The sequence below is a fragment of the Sulfitobacter sp. 1A15299 genome, from assembly GCF_043556915.1.
In the GTDB taxonomy this organism is placed as follows: domain Bacteria; phylum Pseudomonadota; class Alphaproteobacteria; order Rhodobacterales; family Rhodobacteraceae; genus Sulfitobacter.
This window is the reverse complement of sequence record NZ_JBIFFJ010000012.1, coordinates 1-21,107: the sequence shown is the minus strand read 5'-3', so window position 1 is coordinate 21,107 and position 21,107 is coordinate 1. Positions and strand designations below refer to the sequence as shown.

The following is a 21,107-nucleotide window of genomic DNA, read 5'->3' as shown; positions in this document are numbered from 1 at the left end:
GTCAAGAGGGCAGACCGCGCCGCGGCAGATTGACGGGATTTCCCCACGCTGGCATAGTTCCGCGCAATAAACGACGGCTTCCGGCAACAAGGGGGCCACAGGGGCGGATATGGGACAGAGCATAATCATCGCGATCCGGCGCGGCGGGGTCTGACATGCGCATCACCGCTGTCACCTGCGTCAAGAACGAAGGCCCGTTTTTGCTGGAATGGATTGCCTTCAACCGGGTGATCGGGATCACGGATTTCCTATTCTACTCTAACGATTGCAGCGATGGCACCGATGCGCTGCTCGACGCGCTTGCCCGCCACGGTATCGTCACCCATCTGCCCAACCCGGCCACCAATCGAAACTACCAGATGCAAGCGCTCAAGGATGCGCGGCGTCGCCCAATCGTCACACAGGCCAATTGGGTCTGGATCGCCGATGTGGACGAATTTCTGAACATCCATGTCGGCGACCACCGCCTGCCCGATTTGATCACGGCCTGCGGCAACCCGCAGGCGATCTCGCTGCATTTCCAGTTTTTCGCCAATGGCGGGGTCGAGGAGTTCGCCGACGCCCCCGTCATCGCGCAATTCACCCATAGCCATAATCCCGACATTTGCTGTGCCGATACGGCGATCGAGGTTAAGACTCTGGTGCGCCAAGATTTCCCCTTGGGCTATTACGGCGCGCATCGGCCCTTCCACGATGACACGAGACACCAGCCGCATTGGACCGATGGCGCAGGCCGACAGGTGCCCGCGCCCTTTCGCAGTGCCGCGAGCAAACGCCGCATCCGCGCCTTTCCGGCCCGCGGTGCACGGCGCTTTGCCACGCTGAACCACTACGCGCTGCGCTCGCTCGACAGCTATCTGGTCAAGAACGACCGGGGCGACGTGAACCGCGAACACCGCGCTTTCGATGACAGCTATTGGCGCGACCGGAACGATGCAGCTTGGGAGGATCGCTCGGTTCAGCGCTACCTGCCTGCCTTGCACGCCGAAATCGACCGCCTGAAGGCGCTGCCCGGCGTCGCCGATCTGCATGCCGCCTGCGTGGCCGCTCACCGCGCGCGCCGCGACGCGTTGCTGACCGATCCGGCATACCGCGCGATGCAGGCGCAACTGCGCGCAGCCAGCCCCTTTAGTGCCGCCGAGGCGCGGGTCCGCGACGAGATCGGCCTGACATGACGGGGCCGCGGATCGTCAACCTCGGCCTGCCCAAGACCGGGACAACCACGCTCACGGATGCGCTGCGCCACGCCGGGCTCAGGGTCGCGGATTGGCGCATTCGCAAGGGCCAAAGCAACGCGTCCGAGATCACCGGAGCGCATCTGGGGCGGATCATCTATGCCGACTACTTTGCCAGCGGCGACCCGCTGGCGCGGTTGCATGAATTCGATGCAATTAATGAGATGAGCGCCGTACGCCATGACCGCAGCCTCTGGCCGCAGACCGATTGGGGCGTGATAAGCGCCATTCAGCACCACCATCCCAAGGTCAAGTTTTTGCTCTCGCACCGTGATCCGGCCAAGACGGCCAATAGCATGATGCGTTGGAACAATCTGGGCCGCCGCCGTTTGCCGCAGGCCGATGTGCCGGGGCTGCCCCGCGGTTTCGGCCGCGACGAGGCCGAGCTCGCCCGGTGGATCGAAGGGCATTTCGCCTTTTGCCGCCGTGTCTTTGCCGGCTGTGCCAACTTTTTGGAGTTCGACATCGAAGACCCCGAGGCGCGCGACAAGATCGCGGATTATCTAGAGATCGACTTGCCGTGGTGGGGCCAAAGCAACAGTGGCAAGGCGGAGGCCGGGTGATGCGGCTGACCCTCTTCATCGGCCCGACCGAACGCGCTGCCGCCCGGCTGCGCACTATCTTGCATCAGCAAAAGGACGCGCTGCTCAAGCAGGGGGTTCTGGCCGCCGATTGGAACCACGTCCGCCTCTATGCCGCCTGCGCCGCCCCGGAAGCGGTGGGTCTGCTACGCCACCGCCGCGGCTTGGACAGCCCCCTGATCGGCACCACCCTGCGCGATGAATTTCACGCGCTGATCCCGCATGAGTTGGCCAAGACCCGCGCCGAACATGTGGTGCTGAGCGCGGCGCAATTGGGCAATCTGTTGTCACACCCCGAAGAGCTGCGCGCCCTGCACGATCTGCTGCGCCCCTATTTTGACGACATCCGCGTGGTCGCCCATCTGGATGAACAGGCGCGAACGCTGGTTGCGCATTACGGCTTTGCCGTGGCCGAAAGCCGCCGTCATCCGCTGTCACAGGAATTGGCCTTGGCCGAGCGCGGCAACTGGTGGCAAGGCGCGCTTGCCCAGAGGGAGGTCGCACCGGATTTCGGCCTCTTCCCCGAGGTGCAAGCCCCGCCCTTTTGGCTTGATTATCAAGCGCTACATGCCCATTGGGCCGCCGCCTTCGGCGCAGAGAGCATTACGTTTCGCCCCCTCGACCTGCCACATCTTATGTCCAAGGCCGGGGCCAGCGAGATCACCGAGAGCTTGGGCCTTTCCACGCCCCTCGGCCCCGTCGCTCCGGGCCGCGCCCTCGCAGCCCTGCCCGCGCCTTGGCTGACGCGGATGCGGCAGTTCAACGATGTGCTGATCCGCTATCAACAGGCCCATGACCTCGCCTGCCCGCGCAGCACATGGAGCCAGATGTTGCAGGCGCTGCAAATCGGCGGCCCCGTGATCAAACCCGGGAGCCTCGCCGCAATCTCTAACCGTTTCGCCCGCGACAATGCCGCGCTCATCGCCCGTTTTCCCGCGCTGGATCAGGCGCTTACCCCCGATGCGCCCGAGGCTGCATGGCAGGAAGCGTACCCTCAGTTCGGCTTTCGCGCCACCCAATACCTCACAGCCTTCGCCCACCGCATCCGCAGCACCGCGACCCCGCTCGCGCAAAAGCGCGCGGAGGTTGAGGAGACCCGCCACTCCGCCGCAAAGTTCGAGGCGCTGTTGCACGATCCCGACGCCCCCGAAGAGGCACGCGCCGCGAATGCCCGGCTCCTCACCCGGCTGAAGGTCAACCACGAAACGATCCTGCGCGGCCCTTTCCGCCCCCACAACGGCGCGGCCCCTGCGGGCGAAGACCAGCCCGCGCCCGCCTACACCGCCGTCCCCCCGCGCGCATTGCCACCCGACAACAGCGGCAATGTCATCGTCGCCTGCATGAAAAACGAAGCGCCCTATATCGTCGAATGGGTGGCCTATCACCGCGCTGTGGGCTTCGATAACTTCCTGATCTACACCAATGATTGCAGCGACGGCACCGATGCCGTTTTGGGACGGCTGCAAGATATGGGCATTCTCCAGCACCGCAACAACGACGATTGGAAAGGCAACTCCCCCCAACAACACGCGCTGAACCAAGCGCTGGAGGAACCGCTCGTCCGCCAGGCGGAATGGATCGCGCATATTGACGTGGATGAATTCGTCAACATCCGCACCGGCAACGGCAGGCTCCAAGACTTCTTCGCCGCCGCCCCCGAAGCCACGAATATCGCGATGACGTGGCGCCTTTTCGGCCACAACGGCGTGACTGCCCTGTCGGCAACCCCCGTGATCGGCCAATTCGACCACTGCGCACCGAGCTTTTGCCCCAAACCCCATACCGCATGGGGGTTCAAGACGATGTTCCGCAACCTCGGCGCCTATGGCAAACTCTCCTGCCACCGGCCAAACAAACTGGACGAGGCCGCGGTGGGCCAAGTCAAATGGGTCAACGGCGCGGGCCGCGACATGACGCGCGACGCGTTGCGCAATGGCTGGCGGTCCTCGCGCGGCAACATCGGTTATGACCTGCTTCAGTTGAACCACTATGCCCTCCGCTCGGCCGACTCCTTCCTTATCAAACGCCAACGCGGGCGCGCGCTTCACGTCGACCGCTCCATCGGGATCAACTATTGGATCCGAATGGACTGGAACGACCACCGTGACCTGTCGATCCAGCGCAACCTGCCCCGTCTGCGCACCGAGATGGACGGCCTCCTCGCCGACGCCCAACTTCGCATACACCACCAAGCGGGCCTCGACTGGCACCGCGCCAAGGCCGAAGACCTGCGCCAGACACCGGAATTCCGCGATCTCTACCGCCAAGCGCTTAACATCAAGTTAACCGCGACCGAGCGTGCCGCCTATGCCCTTGCCCTCGATATGGAAAGCTGACCCGTGACCCAGGCAGCGCCCCCGCCAGAATCCAATTCCCTCCACTCCCGCGGCATGAAATTTCCCGACGATCCGGCGATCCTACGCGGGCGGATCCGTAAGCTGCTGCGACAGAACGCCTATGAAGCGAAGGAAAGCGAAGCCGCGCTCCGCGTAATCCGCGAAGGCGACAGGGTGATCGAATTGGGCGGCGGTATCGGCTATATGTCGACGCTGGTGGCCAGTAAACGCAATGTCGCTTCGGTCCACTCCTTTGAGGCGAACCCGGACCTTATCCCCTATATCCGGAGGGTCCACGCGGCCAACGGCCTGTCCAACACCCATGTCGTCAACGCCATCCTCGGCCCCACCCCCGGCAAAGCGGCGTTCTATGTGCGCGACCGCATTTTGTCGTCTTCCCTGACCCGTTTCAAAGACGAAAACCCACCTAAAACCCATCAGATTGACGTGCTCGACGCGGCCCAAGTCTTTGCCGACCTTACCCCGAGCGTCTTGATCTGCGATATCGAAGGTGCCGAAGTCGATCTGATCCCCACCCTGCCCCTCGACAGCCTCCGCGCCGCGATCATCGAATTGCACCCGCAATGGATCGGCCCCGAGGGCGTCAACAAGGTCTTCACCGCCTTCATGCAGGCGGGCTTGGCCTATTATCACCGCGGCTCGCACAACAAAGTCGTGGCTTTCCGCCGCAGCTGGTAGACAGCGCCCCCGGAAAACCGTCACATTCTCTTCATTTTCTCACGGATTTTCCGCATTTTCGCCCTAATATCCGGCTACACCCAGCTGAAACGGCGGTTCTGCCCCGCCCCGACAAGCCCGAGGATGCCCGATGCCGCGCGAGACGCCCACAATCGAAAGCTCACTGGCCGATATGCCCAAACGCGAATGGCTGCGCGCGGTTGAAGCCGTGGCCGAAGAAGACGGCTATTTCCAATCTCTGGGCAAAAGCCACTTCTCCGCCTTCATCGAACGTGAGACGACGCTGCTCGTCACCTTCGAGACCTACCAAGGCATGCATGCCCTCTCCGACAAGGCGCAGCCCTTGGGCTGGGACATGGTGCGCAATCACGACTGGTCGCATCTATGCTTGGCCAGCGACGGCGACACATGGTTCCGCGCCGAAGAGGTCTATGCCTATTTCGACAGGCTGATCGACGACGGCTTCTTCGACGAATTCGATCAAGTGCTCTTCTATGGCGCTGGCCCCTGCGCCTATGCCGCCGCCGCCTATTCCGTCGCCGCCCCCGGCGCGGCTGTGGTGGCGATCCAACCGCAGGCCACGCTGAACCCGCGCATCACCGAATGGGATGACCGTTTCGCCGATATGCGCATCCTCGATTTCACCTCCCGCTATGGCTATGCGCCCGATATGCTCGACGCCGCCGAACGGGTCTTTGTCCTCTACGACCCGCGCGAGAGGCTCGACGCGATGCATGCGGCGCTTTTCACCCGCGCCAATGTCACCAAATTGCGGACGCCCTTCATGGGCGATGCGCTGCAAACCGACCTGCTGGAGATCGACCAGCTCGACCCGCTGCTGCAAGCCGCCGCCGAGGGCACGCTGGACGCGGCCCGCTTCGCCGCCCTCTACCGCGCGCGGCGCGACTATCTGCCCTATCTGCGCAACCTCAGCCAAGCGATCAACACCCAAGGGCGCGAAAGGCTGCTCGAAGCGCTCTGCGCCAATGTTTCGGCCCGGATGAAGGCCCCCCGCTTTGCCCGCCGCCTCGAACGCATCCGTGCCAGACGCAAGGCCCGCGTGTCCGAGGCCGCAACCGCCACCGGATAGGTTTTCAATCTGGCGCGCCGCCCCGCTCTGTGCTAGCCCCGCGCCCATGACACAAAGCCTCACGATCCGCCGTCCCGATGACTGGCACCTGCACCTGCGCGACGGCGACATGCTGCGCGCCGTGGTCCCGCACAGCGCCCGCGACTTCGCCCGCGCCATCATCATGCCCAATCTCGTGCCCCCCGTGGTGACAGGCGCCCAGGCCGCCGCCTACCGCGACCGGATCATGGCCGCGCTGCCCGAAGGCGCCGATTTCACCCCCCTGATGACCCTCTACCTAACCGAGGAGACGGACCCCGACGATGTCGCCCGCGCCCATGCCGAAGGGCTGATCCAGGCCGTCAAACTCTACCCCGCAGGTGCCACGACCAACTCTGCCAGCGGCGTGTCGAACTTCGACAATGTCGCCCCGGTGCTCGACCGCATGGCCGAAATCGGCCTGCCCCTTTGTACCCACGGCGAGGTTACCGACAGCGAGGTCGACATCTTCGACCGCGAAGCCGTCTTCATCGACCGTGTGCTCGACCAAATCCGCCGCGCCCACCCCGCGCTGCGCGTGATTATGGAACATATCACCACCGCCGAGGCCGCCGACTACGTGCGCAGCAACGACAGCGGTCTTGCCGCCACGATCACCACGCACCATCTGGTGATCAACCGCAACCACATCCTCGCCGGTGGCATCCGCCCACATTATTACTGCCTGCCAGTCGCCAAACGCGAGACCCACCGCCGCGCATTGCGCCAAGCGGCCACCTCCGGCGATCCGCGCTTCTTCCTCGGCACCGATAGCGCGCCCCATACCGATGGCGCGAAACTCCAACCCTGCGGCTGCGCCGGCTGCTTCACCGCGCCCAACACACTGTCGATCCTCGCTCAGGTGTTCGAAGAAGACGGCGCGCTCGACAAGCTCGAAGCCTTCACCTCGCTGAACGGCCCAGCCTTCTACGGCCTGCCGCCGAACGAGGCACAGATCACCCTGCGCCGCGAAGCGCCCCAACACCCCAGCAGCATCGACACGCCCGACGGGCCGGTCACGGTCTTCGACCCCGGTTTCGATCTGCACTGGACCACCTGATCTTCATCCTTTCTTAAATACCGCTCCGACCTCTCCCCACCCAAGGACGCCTGCCATGATCCCCACCAGCCACCCAAGCCCCCAAGAAATGGCCCGCCTCACCGCGCGCATGCTGCTGGAGATCGGCGCGGTACATTTCAACGCGGATGAGCCCTTCACGCTGGCCTCGGGGCTGCCATCGCCCACCTATATCGACTGCCGCAAACTGATCTCCCACCCGCGGATCCGCGCGACGCTGATGGATTTCCTCACCGTCACCGTCATGCGTGACGCGGGCTTCGAGGCATTCGACAATATCGCCGGGGGCGAGACGGCAGGCATCCCCTTTGCGGCCATGGTTGCCGAACGGATGGCGCTGCCGATGACCTATGTGCGCAAAAAGCCGAAAGGCTACGGCCGCAACGCGCGGATCGAAGGTGAGATGACGCCCGGCCAACGCGTGTTGCTGGTCGAAGACCTGACCACCGATGGCGGCTCCAAACTCAGCTTCGTCGACGCGATTCGCGAAACCGGGGCGAGTTGCGCCCATACGGCGGTGATCTTTCACTATGGCATCTTCCCCCAGACCGAAAAGACCCTTGGCGACCATGGCGTTACGCTCCATGCGCTCTGCACATGGTGGGACGTGCTGGCCGAGGCCCGCGCTCAAGGGGCCTTTGACGCGGGCACGCTGAGCGAGGTCGAAGCCTTCCTGAACGCCCCGCGCGACTGGCAGGAATCCCGCAAAGGTTAACCGAATTTCCGCAAGATGTTGACCGAAGGCCCCACCACAAGGCAAAATGTGGTGGGGCCTTTTGTCGGTAAAGATATCCACAAAAGATACAATTTGCGCCGGGCGAACCCACTGGCTATGAGGTCCACCTGGGTAGAAATGGGTGAGGTCATGAACGAGATTACATCGCTGAACGCGAACCAATTGGCCGTGCAGGCACCGGAATCGATGCCGCATTCGATCGAAGCCGAACAGCAGCTTTTGGGCGCGATCCTGACCAACAATGACGTCTACGACCGCGTGGCATCCGTCATTGGCCCCAAACATTTTTACGAGCCGGTCCACGCCCGCATCTTCGATATCGCGGCCCAGCGGATCGCCAAGAACAACCTCGCCTCCCCGGTTACGCTCAAAGCCTTTATGGAGGACGACGAGGGGCTGAAGGAGTTGGGCGGCCCGGCCTATCTCGCCCGCCTCGCCGGTGCGGCGATCAGCGCCTTCGCCGTGCGCGACTACGCGCAGATGATCTACGACCTCGCCGTGCGCCGTGATCTCATCCAACTGGGTCGCGACATCTCGGCCAAGGCAGCACAGGTCGATGTCTCTTCCGAGCCACGCGAGCAGATCGTCGAGGCCGAGCAGGAGCTTTACAAGCTGGCCGAACAGGGTCAGGTGGAAAGCGGTTTCCAGTCCTTCCTCAAGGCGGTCACGGATGCGGTCAATGTGGCCAATGCCGCCTACCAGCGGGATGGCGGCCTCTCGGGCGTCTCCACCGGGCTGATCGACATGGACAAGAAACTGGGCGGTCTGCACCGCTCTGACCTTCTGATCCTCGCCGGGCGTCCTTCGATGGGGAAAACATCGCTCGCGACCAACATCGCCTTCAACGTGGCCAAGGCTTACAAGCGCGGGATGAAGCCCGACGGCACCGAAGGGGCCATCGACGGCGGCGTCGTGGGCTTTTACAGCCTCGAGATGAGCGCCGAACAGCTTGCCTCGCGGATCCTGTCGGAAGCCGCCGAGATCCCCAGCCACCAGATCCGCTCGGGCGACATGACCGAGGCCGAGTTCCGCCGTTTTGTTGATGCCGCCAAGGCGCTCGAAGCCTGCCCGCTCTTCATCGACGACACGCCTGCCCTGCCGATCAGCCAACTTGCCGCGCGCGCAAGGCGTCTGAAACGGACCCACGGGCTCGACGTGCTGATCGTCGACTATTTGCAGCTGGTGCGCGGCACCGGCAAATCCGAAAACCGGGTGAACGAGATTTCCGAGATCACCATGGGTCTCAAAGCCATCGCCAAGGAACTCAACATCCCGGTGATCGCCCTGTCCCAGCTCTCGCGTCAGGTGGAAAGCCGGGACGATAAACGCCCGCAGCTTTCGGACCTCCGGGAATCCGGCTCGATCGAACAGGACGCCGATGTGGTGATGTTCGTGTACCGCGAGGAATACTACAAGGAACGCGAAAAGCCCGGCGATCACGAGCTCGACAAGATGGCGGTCTGGCAAGAAGAGATGGAGCGCCTGCACGGCCGCGCCGAAGTGGTGATCGGCAAGCAGCGTCACGGCCCCATCGGCACGGTGGATCTCAGCTTCGAGGGCAAGTTCACCCGCTTCGGGAACCTCGTGCAGCCTTGGCAGCAGGGTGGCGGGGACGATCAGGAGTTTTGAGGGGAGAGCCTGCGGTACTTCCAAATTGAAATTTTCGGAACAAGGGCCATCGCCTGCCCGCGGGTCGGCGATCCCCGGTGGCCTCGTGCCACTTTATGGTTTAGCCGTGATGTGCGTTCGCAGAGTTACGCCCAGCCTCACCAAATCGCCTACCCGTCCGGGCGGGCAGGCGATGGCCCGGCGCCTGCGGCTTGATTCCGGGCCGGGTGGCAACCTCGAGCAGTGCTCTCGCAGCCATGATGTCTCTCACGGAACACCATGCCCAATTCCATCTAGTAGCCCCCCTTTCGCCGGGCAGGCGATAGCCCGGCGCTTGCGACCTGCTCCGGGCCGGGTGGCAAAAGAAAAGGCCCGGCATCACCACCGGGCCACGCCCCTCACTCAGCCGCCGATTTCACCTCATACATCAGCCCCTTCGCCGTCCCTTCCGGGAACCCCTTCCAGTAGCTGTGGTCTTCCTTCTCGGTCCCGTCCTCCTCGACCGACCAGACCCCGTCGTTCGAATTCTCCACCAGATCGAGATACTCCGCCTTCGCCGCCTCACCCTTGAGATGACTGTCCATCCAAGCGGTCACGAAATGCTGCGCGATGTTGTTCATCCGCGCCGTGTCCCAGACCGCGTCGGTGTAATGCTCCGAGATATTGAAGCTCTTGTCTTCGCTGAAGTAATAGGCCTCCTCCGGCGCAGGCATCGGGGCGCCCGCGTTGTGACCTGCGTTCATGTAGGTCAATAGCGCGCGGTCGACGTTCGAGGTGTTCTCCCAGATCGCGCGGATGCCGTTCTCATAAAGCGAGACATCATCCTGCGAGCCCGCGATGAAGAGCATCGGGATCTGCACGCCGGCCAGACCTTCGGCATCCCAGAAGCCACGGTTCATGCCCCAGGGGCCGAAGGCCACGGCGGTCTTGATGCGCGGATCGGGCAGCGCGTCATGGGTCTCGGAGCCCGCCTGATGGATCCCGAGCGTGCCATGCGGCCCGCCCCAGGTGTAGCCAACCGACGCCTCGGTCACCCCGCCCCCGGCGGTGATGATCGCGCCGTAGCCGCCCATGGAATAGCCGATCAGACCGGTGTTCTCGGCGTCGTAAAGCCCCGCGAAATCGCCCCCCTCGGCGGCCTTCTGCGCCATCTGCTCCAGCACGAAAAGCTGGTCGAGCGAGCGGTTCACCAGCGTCGAGCCAAAGGCCGCCTGCGTGCGGTAGGTGCTGTCGGTATGGTCGATTGAGGCCACGACATAGCCCTTGGAGGCGAGGTTCTCGGCCAGATGCGACAGCAGATACCGGTTGCCCGGATAGCCGTGGCTGATCAGCACCAGCGGGAAGGTCTTGCCCGTCGCCGGATCGACATCGCGCATCGCCTGCCCCTCCAACGTCACCTCGGTGGTGCCATCGCGCAGGAAGGCTTTGAAGGCGGTCTCGCCCTCCGCCCCTTCGGCGGCAGGGTAATACATTTCGACCGTCAGCGGCCGGTCATAGCGCGGCATCTCCTTCGGCTTGTCGGCGGCGGGGTCGATGGCGAGGATGTCGATCTGGTCGGGGTTGACCATCTCCAGCGTGCGCACGCCGACGGCGTGATCACCGTAGGCCGCAAGCTCAGGCGCGCCCGGCAATTGTGTGTCGATGCGGTTTTCCGCCTGCGCCGCCCCGGCAGCCAAGCCCGATGCGACGAGCGCTGTGGTCATCAAATGGTGCTTCATCTCTCTCTCCCTTTATATTTGGGAGCAGAGTAAGCGGCGCGCGACACCACGCAACCCCTGGCGCCGTGACGTTACGGAAGTTTCACATCTAGCCCCGTGCGGCCCGCGCCACTTCGGCCGCGCTCAGCCCGTATTTCCCGGCGAACCGCGTGCGCGCGGCCAGCAACCTCGGGTCATCGGGCCGCATCCCCAAGGTGCGGATAAAGGCGATGCGCTGCTGGCGCTTCAGCGCCTCGGTGTCGATATCGGTGCCCAAGGCCCGGTCAATCATCTGCCCGCCCGGGCTCACGTGGAACCACTTGTTGAAATCGCGGAAGTGATGCTGATTGTGCAGCCGCGTGACATGGCGCTCCACCGCCGTCTTCGGCAGCGTTAGATGTGCCGTCATGTGAAACCACTCATAACCCAGAAAGGTCAGCACCCCGCCCAAGGGCACGATCGCCGTGGCGATCCAGACTGCCGCCTCGGCCCCCAAAAGCGCCGCGATGCCCCAGACCAGAAGGAAGTTTCCCACCAGCATCGGCAGCGCGACCCAGATCGGCACGAAGAAGAGCCCGTGATTGGTCGGGAAATCATGGTGCCCGTAATGCGCGCGGTAAAGCAAATCAAAGGCCCATTGCCGTTTGGGCGGGGCGAGGTGAAAGACATGCCGGTGCAGGTTGTACTCATTAAGCATCTGCGCCGCGACCCCCAGCGGCACCAGCGCCCAGCACCACAGCGGCGCGCCCCAGAGCATGGCAGCAAAGGCGACCAAGGCCGCCAGTGCCATGAGCGACACGCCCGCGTGGCCGAACATGATCTTGATCCGTGACATCCGCCTGACCTCCCCATCCTGCGCATCCCGTAGGCAAAACTGTAGCAAATCCCCCGCCTCCCTGTCGCGGATGACGTTAGGTGCCCTTGGCCGCTTGACCTCCCCCCTCATTCCGGCCCACATCCGCGCATGAGCAAAGCGACCCTGACCATCGACCTACAAGCCATCGCCGACAACTGGCGCGCCCTTGACCGTATGACAAAAGCCGAGACCGCCGCCGTGGTCAAAGCCGACAGCTATGGGCTGGGCGCCGCCCGTGTGGCCAAGACTTTGGCCGAGGCCGGTGCGCGGCAGTTCTTCGTGGCCCTGACCGAAGAGGGCGTGGCCCTGCGGCAAGCCTTGGGCGAAGGCCCGGTGATCAATGTCTTTTCCGGTCATATGCCGGGCGATGCCGAGGCGATTTCCGGTGCCGCACTGACGCCGATGATCAATTCAACCGAGCAACTGCTGCGCCAGCTTGAGACTCTGCCGGGCCATGGTTTCGGCATCCAACTCGACAGCGGGATGAACCGTCTGGGGATGGAGCCTGCGGAATGGGCGGCCCTGCGCGACATCGCGCTGAGCCAGAACCCCGGGCTGATCATGTCACATCTGGCCTGCTCGGACGCGCCGGATCACGAGATGAATGACGCGCAATTGCGCAGTTTCCGCGACATGACCCAGGGGGTCGAAGCCCCGCGCTCGCTCTCCGCCACGGGGGGCATTCTGCTGGGGCCGGAGTATCATTTTGACGTCACCCGGCCTGGCATCGGGCTTTACGGCGGGCGCCCTTTCACAGAGGCGCGGCCCGTGGTCACCCTCGACGTGCCGGTGATCCAGACCCGCAGCGTCACCCCCGGTGAAACGGTGGGCTATGGCAACACATGGACGGCGGAGAGCACCGTAAAGCTCGCCACCGTGGCTGCGGGCTACGCCGACGGCCTACAGCGTGCCATGGGCAATGCGACCGGCAACGCCTGTTTCCAGCATGAGGGTGTCCCCCTGCCCATCGTCGGGCGCGTCTCGATGGACCTGATCACGGTGGATGTCTCGGCATTGGACGAGGTGCCCGCGACCCTGCAACTGCTGGGGCAAAGCCAAGGCGTTGACGATTTGGCGGATTGGGCAGGCACGATCGGCTATGAGGTGCTTACCTCATTGGGCGCAAGATACGCGCGAAACTACGCCAATTAGGTCGGCAATTTTCCCCCGCTCGGCATTGCATAGCCAATAGAATCGCAGAGCGACCGATGGTTGTACCTCCCCGACACAGCGTGGCCCCAGCCCGTGACGCGGATCTAAAATCACACGTAGATGCGCAAAAAACTTCCGAAAAACCTGAGGTTGTGCCATAATCTCGGCAACACTATGTTAAATCCTCAGCATAATTCCGCAGGGAATGGGAACAAAGAAGGATAAGGAGGCGTTGGTCGGCAGAAACTTGCTTAGTAGCTCTTCCAGGGGGGAGAAAGTATGTCCCAACTTCGTTCCTTTGCCTACCTCATCCAATTCGCCTTTCAGCGACTTGCTGTCGTGGTCTTTGCCCTCGCAGCGCTTGCGCTGACCGGGGCCAGCATCATGGCGGCCCTCGGCCTGTGGAATTGGATCAGCCTTGATCTTCAATACGGTGGTGAGCCTATCGAAAACGCCGGGATGTACGCCCAACTGGCGCTGACCGTGCTTGCCGTGGGTCTGTGCTTTTTCCTGCCCACCAACCGCCGCGTCATGCAGCTTGAAACCTCGCACCGTCAGTTCAACGTCGGCATGCAGGACGTGGCCCGCGCCTATGCCGCCGTACATGCCGCCGACCGTGCCGAAACCTTTCAGATGAGTTCGGAATTCGATTCGGTGCGCGAACGTCTGGCTTACCTGCGCGATCACCCTGACCTCAGCACGCTTGAGCCTGCGGTGCTGGAAATGGCCGCCCAGATGAGCCACGTGGCCCGCGATCTGGCTGAGGTCTATTCGGATGAGAAACTGGCCCGCGCCCGCAGCTTCCTTAAGCAACGTCAGGAGGAGGTTGAACTTTTCAACAGCCGTCTCGATCAGGCCAAGGCGATCTCGACCGAGATGAAACATTGGCTGCACGAAGTCGAACTGGAAGAAAGCGTCGCCGTGGCACAACTTGAACGTCTGCGTGACGAGATGCGTGAGATCATGCCAGAGCTCGGCCTTGAGCGTGTCGTCCCGACCGAAACGCCCGAGCGCAAACCCGAGACGACATCGCTCGACAATATCGTGATCGACCTGCCGCCCAAAGCCGCCGAGTAAAATCAGCGGCGGCATCCGGCCCACTGGGTTCCCCCCCGGGATCATCACCCAAGGGCCGGATGCTTTTCCTTTGACGCCATCGGGCAGCTACGCGAAAAGGGCCCATGGCCAAATCCTCCTCCAGTTTTTCCTGCGCCGAATGCGGCGCGAAACATTCCAAATGGTCCGGGCGCTGTGACGCCTGCGGCGCGTGGAACTCCATCGTCGAAGACAAAGGCATCTCCGCAGGCCCGCCCAGTAAATCCTTGGGCGCAAGGCGTGGATCGGCCATCGAACTCACCGATCTTGCCACACAGGAAACCCCGCCCCCGCGTGCACAGTCGGGCATTGCGGAATTGGACCGGGTGTTGGGCGGCGGGCTGGTGCCTGCCTCGGCGATCCTTGTGGGCGGCGATCCGGGCATCGGGAAATCGACCCTTCTGCTGCAAGCCGCCGCGCATTTCGCCAACTCAGGGCTCAAGACAATCTATGTCAGCGGCGAGGAAGCCAGCGCGCAGGTCCGCATGCGCGCGCAGCGTCTGGGGCTTTCCGAAGCGCCGGTGAAGCTGGCCGCGGAAACCAATCTGCGCGACATCCTGACCACACTCGAGGCCGAGCGCCCGCAGCTTGCCATCATCGACTCGATCCAGACCATGTGGGCCGACAACGTCGAAAGCGCGCCCGGATCGGTCAGTCAGGTTCGCGCCGCGGCGCATGAGCTGACCAGTTTCGCCAAACGCCGCGGGGTCGCGGTGATCCTTGTGGGCCATGTCACCAAAGAGGGCCAGATCGCTGGCCCCCGCGTGGTGGAGCATATGGTCGACACCGTGCTCTACTTCGAAGGCGAGCGCGGCCATCAGTTCCGCATCCTGCGCGCGGTCAAGAACCGCTTCGGCCCGGCGGATGAGATCGGCGTTTTCGAGATGACGGGCGGCGGCCTGTCGGAGGTGATCAACCCCTCCGCGCTGTTCTTGTCGGAACGCGGACAGCCCTCCCCCGGGTCGGTCGTCTTTGCGGGCATCGAAGGCACCCGGCCCGTTTTGGTCGAGCTTCAGGCGCTCGTGGCCCCCTCGCCCCATTCCCAAGCGCGCCGCACGGTGGTGGGCTGGGATTCGGGCCGTCTGGCGATGATCCTCGCGGTTTTGGAGGCGCGTTGTGGAATTCCCTTCGCGGGCTTGGATGTCTACCTCAATGTGGCGGGGGGCATGAAGATCTCCGAACCTGCCGCCGATCTGGCTGTGGCCGCCGCGATCCTCTCGGCGCGGGAGGACGCGGCCCTGCCCGCAGAAACCGTTGTTTTCGGCGAGATTAGCCTCTCCGGTGCGCTGCGCCCCGCCAGCCAGACGGAAAACAGGTTGAAAGAGGCGCAAAAACTTGGTTTTACGAGCGCTATTGCACCGCGCGGCGGCAAGGCTGTGGGTGTGACCGGAATTGCGCTGAATACGATGAGCGATCTGACCGGATTTGTTGGCGAAATTTTCGGGGCGGGCTGATCCCCCCTTAGACGAGGGCGAGAACGCGCATGGACGGTTTTACCATTATTGACGGGGTGGTCGCGGTTGTCATCGTGCTATCGGCATTGCTGGCCTATGGCCGCGGGCTGGTGCGCGAGTTGATGGCGATTGTCGGCTGGATTGCAGCGGCTGTCCTGGCCTTTCTTTTCGCGCCGCAGGTCGAACCGCTGGTGCGTGAACTGCCCTATGTGGGCGAATTCTTGGCCGATAGCTGCGAATTGTCGGTGATCGGTGCCTTCGCGCTGGTCTTTGCCGCAGCGCTGATCGTAGTCTCGCTCTTCACGCCGCTGTTCTCCTCGCTCGTGCACCGCTCGATGCTGGGCGGCTTGGACCAAGGGCTTGGCTTTATCTTTGGCGTCGTGCGCGGCGTGCTCTTGGTGGCGATTGCCTTCTTCGTCTACGATACCGTCATCACCGGTGAGCGGACCACGATGGTCGAAAACAGCCGTTCCGCCGCCGTATTCTCGCGTTTCACCGGCCAGATCGAAGAGAAAGACCCGCAAGAGGCGCTTGGCTGGATCACCAACCGCTACGAGGCGCTGGTCGGCAAATGTAGCGCCTAAGGCCTTCATATTCTCTTAACACACTCCTTTTAGACAGGCGGCCAGAGCATCATGGCCGCCTGTTTTGCGTTTGCGTCGGGCCAGATGCGGGGGCCGCCTAGAGGGCGACCATTGCAGCGCTTTATCCTGCCTGTTGCGCCCCATCGGCGACATGCGGGGTGACAGCCGCTTGCGAAGCCCCTACATAGGCAACGACCTCACCCGGATTCGGAGTTGCCCCGTTGTCCAAGCACATGCCGCCCGCCCATCCCTTTGACACTTCCTATCTGCGCGACAGCGGAGATGAGGATAAACTAAAGGAGGAATGCGGCGTCTTTGGCGTGGTTGGCGTTGCCGATGCCGCCACTTTTGTGGCCCTTGGCCTGCACGCCCTCCAGCACCGTGGGCAAGAGGCTGGCGGCATCGTCAGCTACGATCCCACCGCCGGTTTCCAATCCGCCCGCCGCTTTGGCTATGTCCGCGACAACTTCACTTCGCAGGATGTCATGCAGACCCTGCCCGGCGAATTGTCGATCGGTCATGTTCGCTATTCGACATCCGGCAACAAAGGCCCCACCGCGATCCGCGACGTGCAGCCCTTCTTTGGTGAGTTCGCCATGGGCGGGGCCGCGATTGCCCATAACGGCAATATCACCAACGCCAACGCCCTGCGCCGTGAGTTGATCGAACGCGGCTCGATCTTCCAATCCTCATCCGACAGTGAGTGTATCATTCATCTGATGGCCCGGTCCTTGCAGCAAAACATCCCCGAACGGATGGAAGATGCGCTGCGCCGGGTCGAGGGGGCTTTCTCCGTCGTGGCGATGACGCGCACCAAGCTGATCGGCGTGCGCGACCCGCTCGGCGTGCGCCCGCTGGTGCTGGGCCGTGTCGGCGATGGCTGGGCGCTAAGTTCGGAGACCTGCGCGCTCGACATCATCGGTGCCGAATTCGTTCGCGAGATCGAACCGGGCGAGATGGTGGTGATCACCGAGAAAGGGGTCGAGAGCCATTTCCCCTTCCGCCGTGTCGCCTCGCGTTTCTGTATCTTCGAGCACGTCTATTTCAGCCGCCCCGACAGCATCCTCGGCGGGCGCTCGGTCTATGAAACGCGTGAGAATATCGGCCGCGAATTGGCCAAGGAAAGCCCCGTGGAGGCCGACCTCGTCTGTCCCGTGCCCGACAGCGGCACCCCGGCGGCGATTGGCTATAGCCTTGAATCCGGTATTCCCTATGCGATGGGCATCATCCGCAACCAATATATGGGCCGCACCTTCATCGAGCCGACCGAGCAGATCCGCAACATGGGGGTCCGTCTTAAGCTCAACGTCAACCGCGCGCTGATCCGGGGCAAACGGGTGATCTTGGTCGACGACTCAGTGGTGCGCGGCACGACCTCGCGCAAAATCAAAGAGATGATCCTCGACGCGGGCGCGAAGGAGGTGCACTTCCGCATCGCCTCCCCGCCCACGGCTTGGCCCTGTTTCTACGGCGTCGACACCCCGCAGCGCGAAAAGCTGCTGGCGGCAACCATGTCCGAAGATGAGATGCGCGATCATTTGCAGGTCGACAGCCTCAAGTTCATCTCGCTCGATGGCCTCTACCGCGCGGTGGGCGAAGCCGAAGGCCGCAAGCCCGAGTGCCCGCAGTATTGTGACGCCTGTTTCTCTGGCGACTACCCGGTGACCCCTGCCGATCAGGTCAAGGAAGGTTTCCAGATGAAGCCCGCCGCCGAGTAACCGGTCAAACGGATCACACTAAAGCAAAGGCCGCGCCCGGTTCCCCGGACGCGGCCTTTGCTTTTCGGCTTTGCGTGTGCCTGCTTAATTCTGCGCCGCAGGCTCCGCCGCGTCATTGGCGCTGTCGGTGGCGTCGTCCACGGCATCGCTGATTGCCTCCCCGGCGGCATCCACGGTGCCCGCGATCGCATCGGCGGCGTCTTCGGCGGCCTTGGTCATATCTTCGGCCACCTCGGGCGCATTGATCGCCTCGGAGGCTTCGATGGCCACTTCCTGCGGCCCCTTGCCGGTGAAAAGCATATAGCCCGCCAGCGCAATCAGCGCCGCGACGACCAACCAGACCAGATTCTTCATTCCATTCCCCTTAATCTACGCCCCGCGAGGTTAAAGATTTCCCCCGGGGCCGCATAGCCGTGAATTGCGTCACAATCGCCCCAGATCAAGGGTAAATCGCCTCAAACCCCACGCATAGCGTGATTTTGCGGCTTGAAGATGGCCCCACGCGGGTTTACCTTGCATTCTCGAATTAGGTAACAATCAAAGGACCATCACCATCGCTCGCAGACCTCATAACGCGCCGCCCCAACGTGACACCGGCCCGCGCGTCAACGACAAGATCCGTGCCCCCGAAATCCGCCTGATCGGTGCCGATGGCGAAAACGTCGGCGTCGTGTCGCCGCAGCGCGCCATGGAAATGGCCGATGACGCCGGCCTCGACCTTGTTGAAATTTCGCCCAATGCCAAGCCGCCCGTGTGCAAGATCATGGATTTCGGCAAGTTCAAATATGAACAGCAAAAGCGCGAGAGCGAAGCCCGCAAGAAACAGAAGATCATCGAGATCAAAGAGGTCAAGTTCCGTCCCAACACGGACAAGAACGACTACGATGTGAAGATGCGCAATGTCTTCAAGTTTCTTGAAGGTGGCGATAAGGTGAAGGTTACCCTCCGGTTCCGTGGCCGCGAGATGGCGCACCAGAACCTCGGTCGCGAGCTTTTGGAGCGGGTCGCTGCCGACACCAAAGAGATTGGCCGGGTGGAGAACTTCCCCAAGATGGAAGGCCGCCAAATGGTCATGGTGATCGGGCCCCTGCCCAACAAGTGATGAGGCGCAATCGGGTCCGCGTGATGGGCGCGACTGACACCTTCACCATCCGATAACGCAAAACGCCCCCGGATCGCTCCGGGGGCGTTTTCTGTTTGGGGTGGCGGTCTGCTTAGCGCAGCAGACCTGTAATGTTGCGTACCACGGCACGACGGTTCGCGGGTTCCGCCGACGTGGTCGGCACGCGCAGCTGGCTCTCACCGTAGCCCTGCGTGATCAGGTTGGCTGGGGGCACATCGAAGTACTCCGTCAGCGCCAGTGCCACGGTTTCCGCACGGCGGTCCGACAGAGCGAGGTTATAGCTCGCATCGCCCACCGCATCCGTGTGGCCCTCAACAAGGATCACGGTGCGCGGATCCTTCTGGATCAAGTCACGCAGCGTGGTGCCGATATTGGCCAATGCGCGGGCCTGCTCCGGCTGGATCGCGGCGGAGCCAGTGGGGAAGCGCACGGCATCCAGTTCCAGCTCGGGCGCGAGGGAGCGCACTTCGCGGATTTCACGCACCTGACGGAGAGAGAATGTCCGCCCCTGATCGTTGCGCATCTCTGCCTGTAACGCTTGGCGCAGTGCTGCTTCGTCCTGATTGCTGGCGCGCTGGACCTGTTGGGTTTGCTGGATCTGCGGCAAGTCATTCACGACGACTTCGCGCTCTTCCACGAGGTCATCAACCAGCACGTATTCGCGGCCTTGCGCGTCAAAATTGGTCCGGCGCAGCACGGTACCATCACGCGAGCGAATGGTCTCAATCCGGCTGCCGTCGCTTTTGGTGACGATGGTCCGGGTGGAGCCGTCATCGAAGGTCTGGGTCCGCACCTCATCCCCGGGGCGACGCAGCAGGGCGTTGTCGTCCTTGAGCACGCGCAACTCACCGGTGTCGTCCTGAACCACCACCCGGTCGCCAGAGCGGCTGACGATTTTTTCGCCGTTATTCAGAACAGAGCCGACCGCCACAGCACCGAGGCCAAGCAGCAGCGCCTTTTCAAAGTCCGACAGCCCGCTGTCGTCATCATTGGCGGCTGCGGCATTAGCTTCGCCAGCGGCAGTCACTTTGGTATCAAAATCTTCGTCCGAACTGCGCACGTCTTCTTCGGTCACTTCCTCGGTCACGACTTCGGCATCCGAATCGTTCTCTGCGGCAGCAGCAGCGGCGGCTGCGGCAGCCTCACGTTCGGCACGACGCTCCGCGCGGCGCTCTTCACGACGTTCGGCACGGCGGGCTTCGCGGCGCTCTTCACGGGCTTGAATTTGCTCTTCGGTCAGACCGGCGTTGTCTTCTTCACCGACCGCTTCGCCGCTGGTTTCCGCTTCCATTTCGGCTGCGGTTTGTTCCGAGGTTTCGGCGGTGGCTGCGTCGGTTTCAGCAGTTTCCGTTTCGGAAGCAGCTTCGGTAGTTTGCTCGGTCTCTACGGTCTCGGTCGCCTCAGCATCAGTTGTTGCGTCCGCTTCTGTCGCTGTTTCGGCTTCCACCTCCGCATCCTGCGCGGTCTCGGCTTCTACCTCGGCGCTCTCGCTAACTTCAGCTTCCGCCTCGGTTTCCGCTTCGGCCTCTACCTGCTCTTCAACTTCGACCTCAGCCTCAGCCTCAGCCGTCATTTCCGCCTCATCAGCCGCCGCGTCCGCTTCGCTCGCGGTTTCTTCTGCCGCCTCGGTTGCAGCTTCAGCCTGCGCATCTGCTGCCTCTTCGGCCTGTTCGGTAGCGTCATCTACCGCAGCCGCAGCAGCGTCGCCGGTGGCTTCGAGTGCACCGGTCGCCTGATCCAGCAGCGCGCCAGCTTCGGCATCGGCATCGGCTTCCGCTTCGGCCTCGACCTCCGCTTCACCTTCAACTTCCGCTTCGGCCTCAGCGCTCAGCCCGGCGATAAGCCGAAGCTCTTCAGCATTCTCTACCGTCTGATCGTCGAAGGCGCAGGGAAACTCTGTCGCTTCGCCCACGGGGCCGCATTCAGCCAGATTTTGCTCCTGCGCAAAGGCGCCATGCGGGAAAGCCAATGCAAGGCTCAGACCCAGCGAAGTCGTAGATCTCAGTAGGTTTTTCATGTTCACGTCCTCATCATTACGGGAACGCCG

18 protein-coding genes are annotated in these 21,107 nt (G+C 63.0%); 14 read left to right on the top strand and 4 right to left on the bottom strand.

The annotated features are described in order from the left end of the window. Positions 1–155: 155 nt before the first annotated feature. The 8 genes from ACGYK7_RS12590 to ACGYK7_RS12555 all read left to right on the top strand — a co-directional run bounded on the left by ACGYK7_RS12590 (position 156) and on the right by ACGYK7_RS12555 (position 9,402). Positions 156–1,175 carry a glycosyltransferase family 2 protein gene (locus tag ACGYK7_RS12590; protein WP_394402621.1) on the top strand — a complete coding sequence of 340 codons (1,020 nt, stop codon included), beginning with the start codon at positions 156–158 and terminating at the stop codon, positions 1,173–1,175. Next, positions 1,172–1,798 carry a sulfotransferase gene (locus ACGYK7_RS12585; protein ID WP_394402619.1) on the top strand — a complete coding sequence of 209 codons (627 nt, stop codon included), beginning with the start codon at positions 1,172–1,174 and terminating at the stop codon, positions 1,796–1,798. Before ACGYK7_RS12590 ends, ACGYK7_RS12585 begins: the two co-directional genes overlap by 4 nt. Then, entirely contained in the window at positions 1,798–4,152 is a 2,355-nt protein-coding gene (locus ACGYK7_RS12580; RefSeq protein WP_394402617.1) for a glycosyltransferase family 2 protein, read from the top strand. Before ACGYK7_RS12585 ends, ACGYK7_RS12580 begins: the two co-directional genes overlap by 1 nt. Before the next feature lie 54 nt (positions 4,153–4,206). After that, the gene (locus ACGYK7_RS12575) at positions 4,207–4,851 is read left to right on the top strand and encodes an FkbM family methyltransferase (protein WP_394402615.1); all 645 of its coding nucleotides are present in this window, start codon (positions 4,207–4,209) and stop codon (positions 4,849–4,851) included. A gap of 130 nt (positions 4,852–4,981) precedes the next feature. After that, positions 4,982–5,941: a phosphoadenosine phosphosulfate reductase gene (locus ACGYK7_RS12570; protein WP_394402613.1), complete on the top strand. Its 960-nt coding sequence runs from the start codon at positions 4,982–4,984 to the stop codon at positions 5,939–5,941. A gap of 46 nt (positions 5,942–5,987) precedes the next feature. Next, positions 5,988–7,019, top strand: coding sequence for a dihydroorotase (gene pyrC / locus ACGYK7_RS12565; protein ID WP_394402611.1), 1,032 nt, complete (start codon positions 5,988–5,990; stop codon positions 7,017–7,019). 55 nt (positions 7,020–7,074) lie between these two features. Further along, entirely contained in the window at positions 7,075–7,752 is a 678-nt protein-coding gene (locus ACGYK7_RS12560) for an orotate phosphoribosyltransferase (RefSeq protein ID WP_394402610.1), read from the top strand. Positions 7,753–7,902: 150 nt separating this feature from the next. Then, entirely contained in the window at positions 7,903–9,402 is a 1,500-nt protein-coding gene (locus ACGYK7_RS12555; protein WP_394402609.1) for a replicative DNA helicase, read from the top strand. Between the two features lie 377 nt (positions 9,403–9,779). On the opposite strand, the gene ACGYK7_RS12550 is transcribed toward ACGYK7_RS12555, so the two are convergent. Together ACGYK7_RS12550 and ACGYK7_RS12545 are read right to left on the bottom strand one after the other, a co-directional pair. Further along, positions 9,780–11,084, bottom strand: a complete 1,305-nt coding sequence (locus ACGYK7_RS12550; protein ID WP_394402608.1) for an alpha/beta hydrolase family protein — start codon at positions 11,082–11,084, stop codon at positions 9,780–9,782. A 103-nt stretch (positions 11,085–11,187) separates the two neighbouring features. Continuing rightward, positions 11,188–11,913, bottom strand: coding sequence for a sterol desaturase family protein (locus ACGYK7_RS12545; protein WP_394402607.1), 726 nt, complete (start codon positions 11,911–11,913; stop codon positions 11,188–11,190). Between the two features lie 129 nt (positions 11,914–12,042). Between ACGYK7_RS12545 and alr the strand changes: the two genes are divergently transcribed. The 5 genes from alr to purF all read left to right on the top strand — a co-directional run bounded on the left by alr (position 12,043) and on the right by purF (position 17,937). Continuing rightward, positions 12,043–13,086, top strand: coding sequence for an alanine racemase (alr, locus tag ACGYK7_RS12540; protein WP_394402605.1), 1,044 nt, complete (start codon positions 12,043–12,045; stop codon positions 13,084–13,086). A 279-nt stretch (positions 13,087–13,365) separates the two neighbouring features. After that, entirely contained in the window at positions 13,366–14,163 is a 798-nt protein-coding gene (locus ACGYK7_RS12535) for a DNA repair protein (protein ID WP_394402604.1), read from the top strand. Positions 14,164–14,267: 104 nt separating this feature from the next. Then, the gene (gene radA / locus ACGYK7_RS12530) at positions 14,268–15,635 is read left to right on the top strand and encodes a DNA repair protein RadA (RefSeq protein ID WP_067268243.1); all 1,368 of its coding nucleotides are present in this window, start codon (positions 14,268–14,270) and stop codon (positions 15,633–15,635) included. 29 nt (positions 15,636–15,664) lie between these two features. Next, positions 15,665–16,219, top strand: a complete 555-nt coding sequence (locus ACGYK7_RS12525) for a CvpA family protein (RefSeq protein WP_067629130.1) — start codon at positions 15,665–15,667, stop codon at positions 16,217–16,219. A gap of 233 nt (positions 16,220–16,452) precedes the next feature. Beyond that, the gene (gene purF / locus ACGYK7_RS12520) at positions 16,453–17,937 is read left to right on the top strand and encodes an amidophosphoribosyltransferase (RefSeq protein WP_394402698.1); all 1,485 of its coding nucleotides are present in this window, start codon (positions 16,453–16,455) and stop codon (positions 17,935–17,937) included. Positions 17,938–18,021: 84 nt separating this feature from the next. Here the strand turns inward: purF and ACGYK7_RS12515 are convergent, their stop codons facing one another. Then, the gene (locus tag ACGYK7_RS12515; protein ID WP_394402602.1) at positions 18,022–18,291 is read right to left on the bottom strand and encodes a hypothetical protein; all 270 of its coding nucleotides are present in this window, start codon (positions 18,289–18,291) and stop codon (positions 18,022–18,024) included. Positions 18,292–18,490: 199 nt separating this feature from the next. On the opposite strand from ACGYK7_RS12515, the gene infC reads away from it, so the two are divergent. Next, entirely contained in the window at positions 18,491–19,039 is a 549-nt protein-coding gene (infC, locus tag ACGYK7_RS12510; protein ID WP_209217843.1) for a translation initiation factor IF-3, read from the top strand. 112 nt (positions 19,040–19,151) lie between these two features. On the opposite strand, the gene ACGYK7_RS12505 is transcribed toward infC, so the two are convergent. Further along, complete coding sequence (locus ACGYK7_RS12505) at positions 19,152–21,077, bottom strand: OmpA family protein (RefSeq protein ID WP_394402601.1); 1,926 nt, start codon at positions 21,075–21,077, stop codon at positions 19,152–19,154. Between the last annotated feature and the right edge of the window lie 30 nt (positions 21,078–21,107).

Excerpts from the sequence above, each read along its gene's own strand:
- ACGYK7_RS12590 (WP_394402621.1), top strand. The coding sequence starts at position 156 with ATGCGCATCACCGCTGTCACCTGCGTCAAGAACGAAGGCCCGTTTTTG.
- ACGYK7_RS12585 (WP_394402619.1), top strand. The coding sequence starts at position 1,172 with ATGACGGGGCCGCGGATCGTCAACCTCGGCCTGCCCAAGACCGGGACA.
- ACGYK7_RS12580 (WP_394402617.1), top strand. The coding sequence starts at position 1,798 with ATGCGGCTGACCCTCTTCATCGGCCCGACCGAACGCGCTGCCGCCCGG.
- ACGYK7_RS12575 (WP_394402615.1), top strand. The coding sequence starts at position 4,207 with ATGAAATTTCCCGACGATCCGGCGATCCTACGCGGGCGGATCCGTAAG.
- ACGYK7_RS12570 (WP_394402613.1), top strand. The coding sequence starts at position 4,982 with ATGCCGCGCGAGACGCCCACAATCGAAAGCTCACTGGCCGATATGCCC.
- pyrC (WP_394402611.1), top strand. The coding sequence starts at position 5,988 with ATGACACAAAGCCTCACGATCCGCCGTCCCGATGACTGGCACCTGCAC.
- ACGYK7_RS12560 (WP_394402610.1), top strand. The coding sequence starts at position 7,075 with ATGATCCCCACCAGCCACCCAAGCCCCCAAGAAATGGCCCGCCTCACC.
- ACGYK7_RS12555 (WP_394402609.1), top strand. The coding sequence starts at position 7,903 with ATGAACGAGATTACATCGCTGAACGCGAACCAATTGGCCGTGCAGGCA.
- ACGYK7_RS12550 (WP_394402608.1), bottom strand. The coding sequence starts at position 11,084 with ATGACCACAGCGCTCGTCGCATCGGGCTTGGCTGCCGGGGCGGCGCAG.
- ACGYK7_RS12545 (WP_394402607.1), bottom strand. The coding sequence starts at position 11,913 with ATGTCACGGATCAAGATCATGTTCGGCCACGCGGGCGTGTCGCTCATG.
- alr (WP_394402605.1), top strand. The coding sequence starts at position 12,043 with ATGAGCAAAGCGACCCTGACCATCGACCTACAAGCCATCGCCGACAAC.
- ACGYK7_RS12535 (WP_394402604.1), top strand. The coding sequence starts at position 13,366 with ATGTCCCAACTTCGTTCCTTTGCCTACCTCATCCAATTCGCCTTTCAG.
- radA (WP_067268243.1), top strand. The coding sequence starts at position 14,268 with ATGGCCAAATCCTCCTCCAGTTTTTCCTGCGCCGAATGCGGCGCGAAA.
- ACGYK7_RS12525 (WP_067629130.1), top strand. The coding sequence starts at position 15,665 with ATGGACGGTTTTACCATTATTGACGGGGTGGTCGCGGTTGTCATCGTG.
- purF (WP_394402698.1), top strand. The coding sequence starts at position 16,453 with ATGCCGCCCGCCCATCCCTTTGACACTTCCTATCTGCGCGACAGCGGA.
- ACGYK7_RS12515 (WP_394402602.1), bottom strand. The coding sequence starts at position 18,291 with ATGAAGAATCTGGTCTGGTTGGTCGTCGCGGCGCTGATTGCGCTGGCG.
- ACGYK7_RS12505 (WP_394402601.1), bottom strand. The coding sequence starts at position 21,077 with ATGAAAAACCTACTGAGATCTACGACTTCGCTGGGTCTGAGCCTTGCA.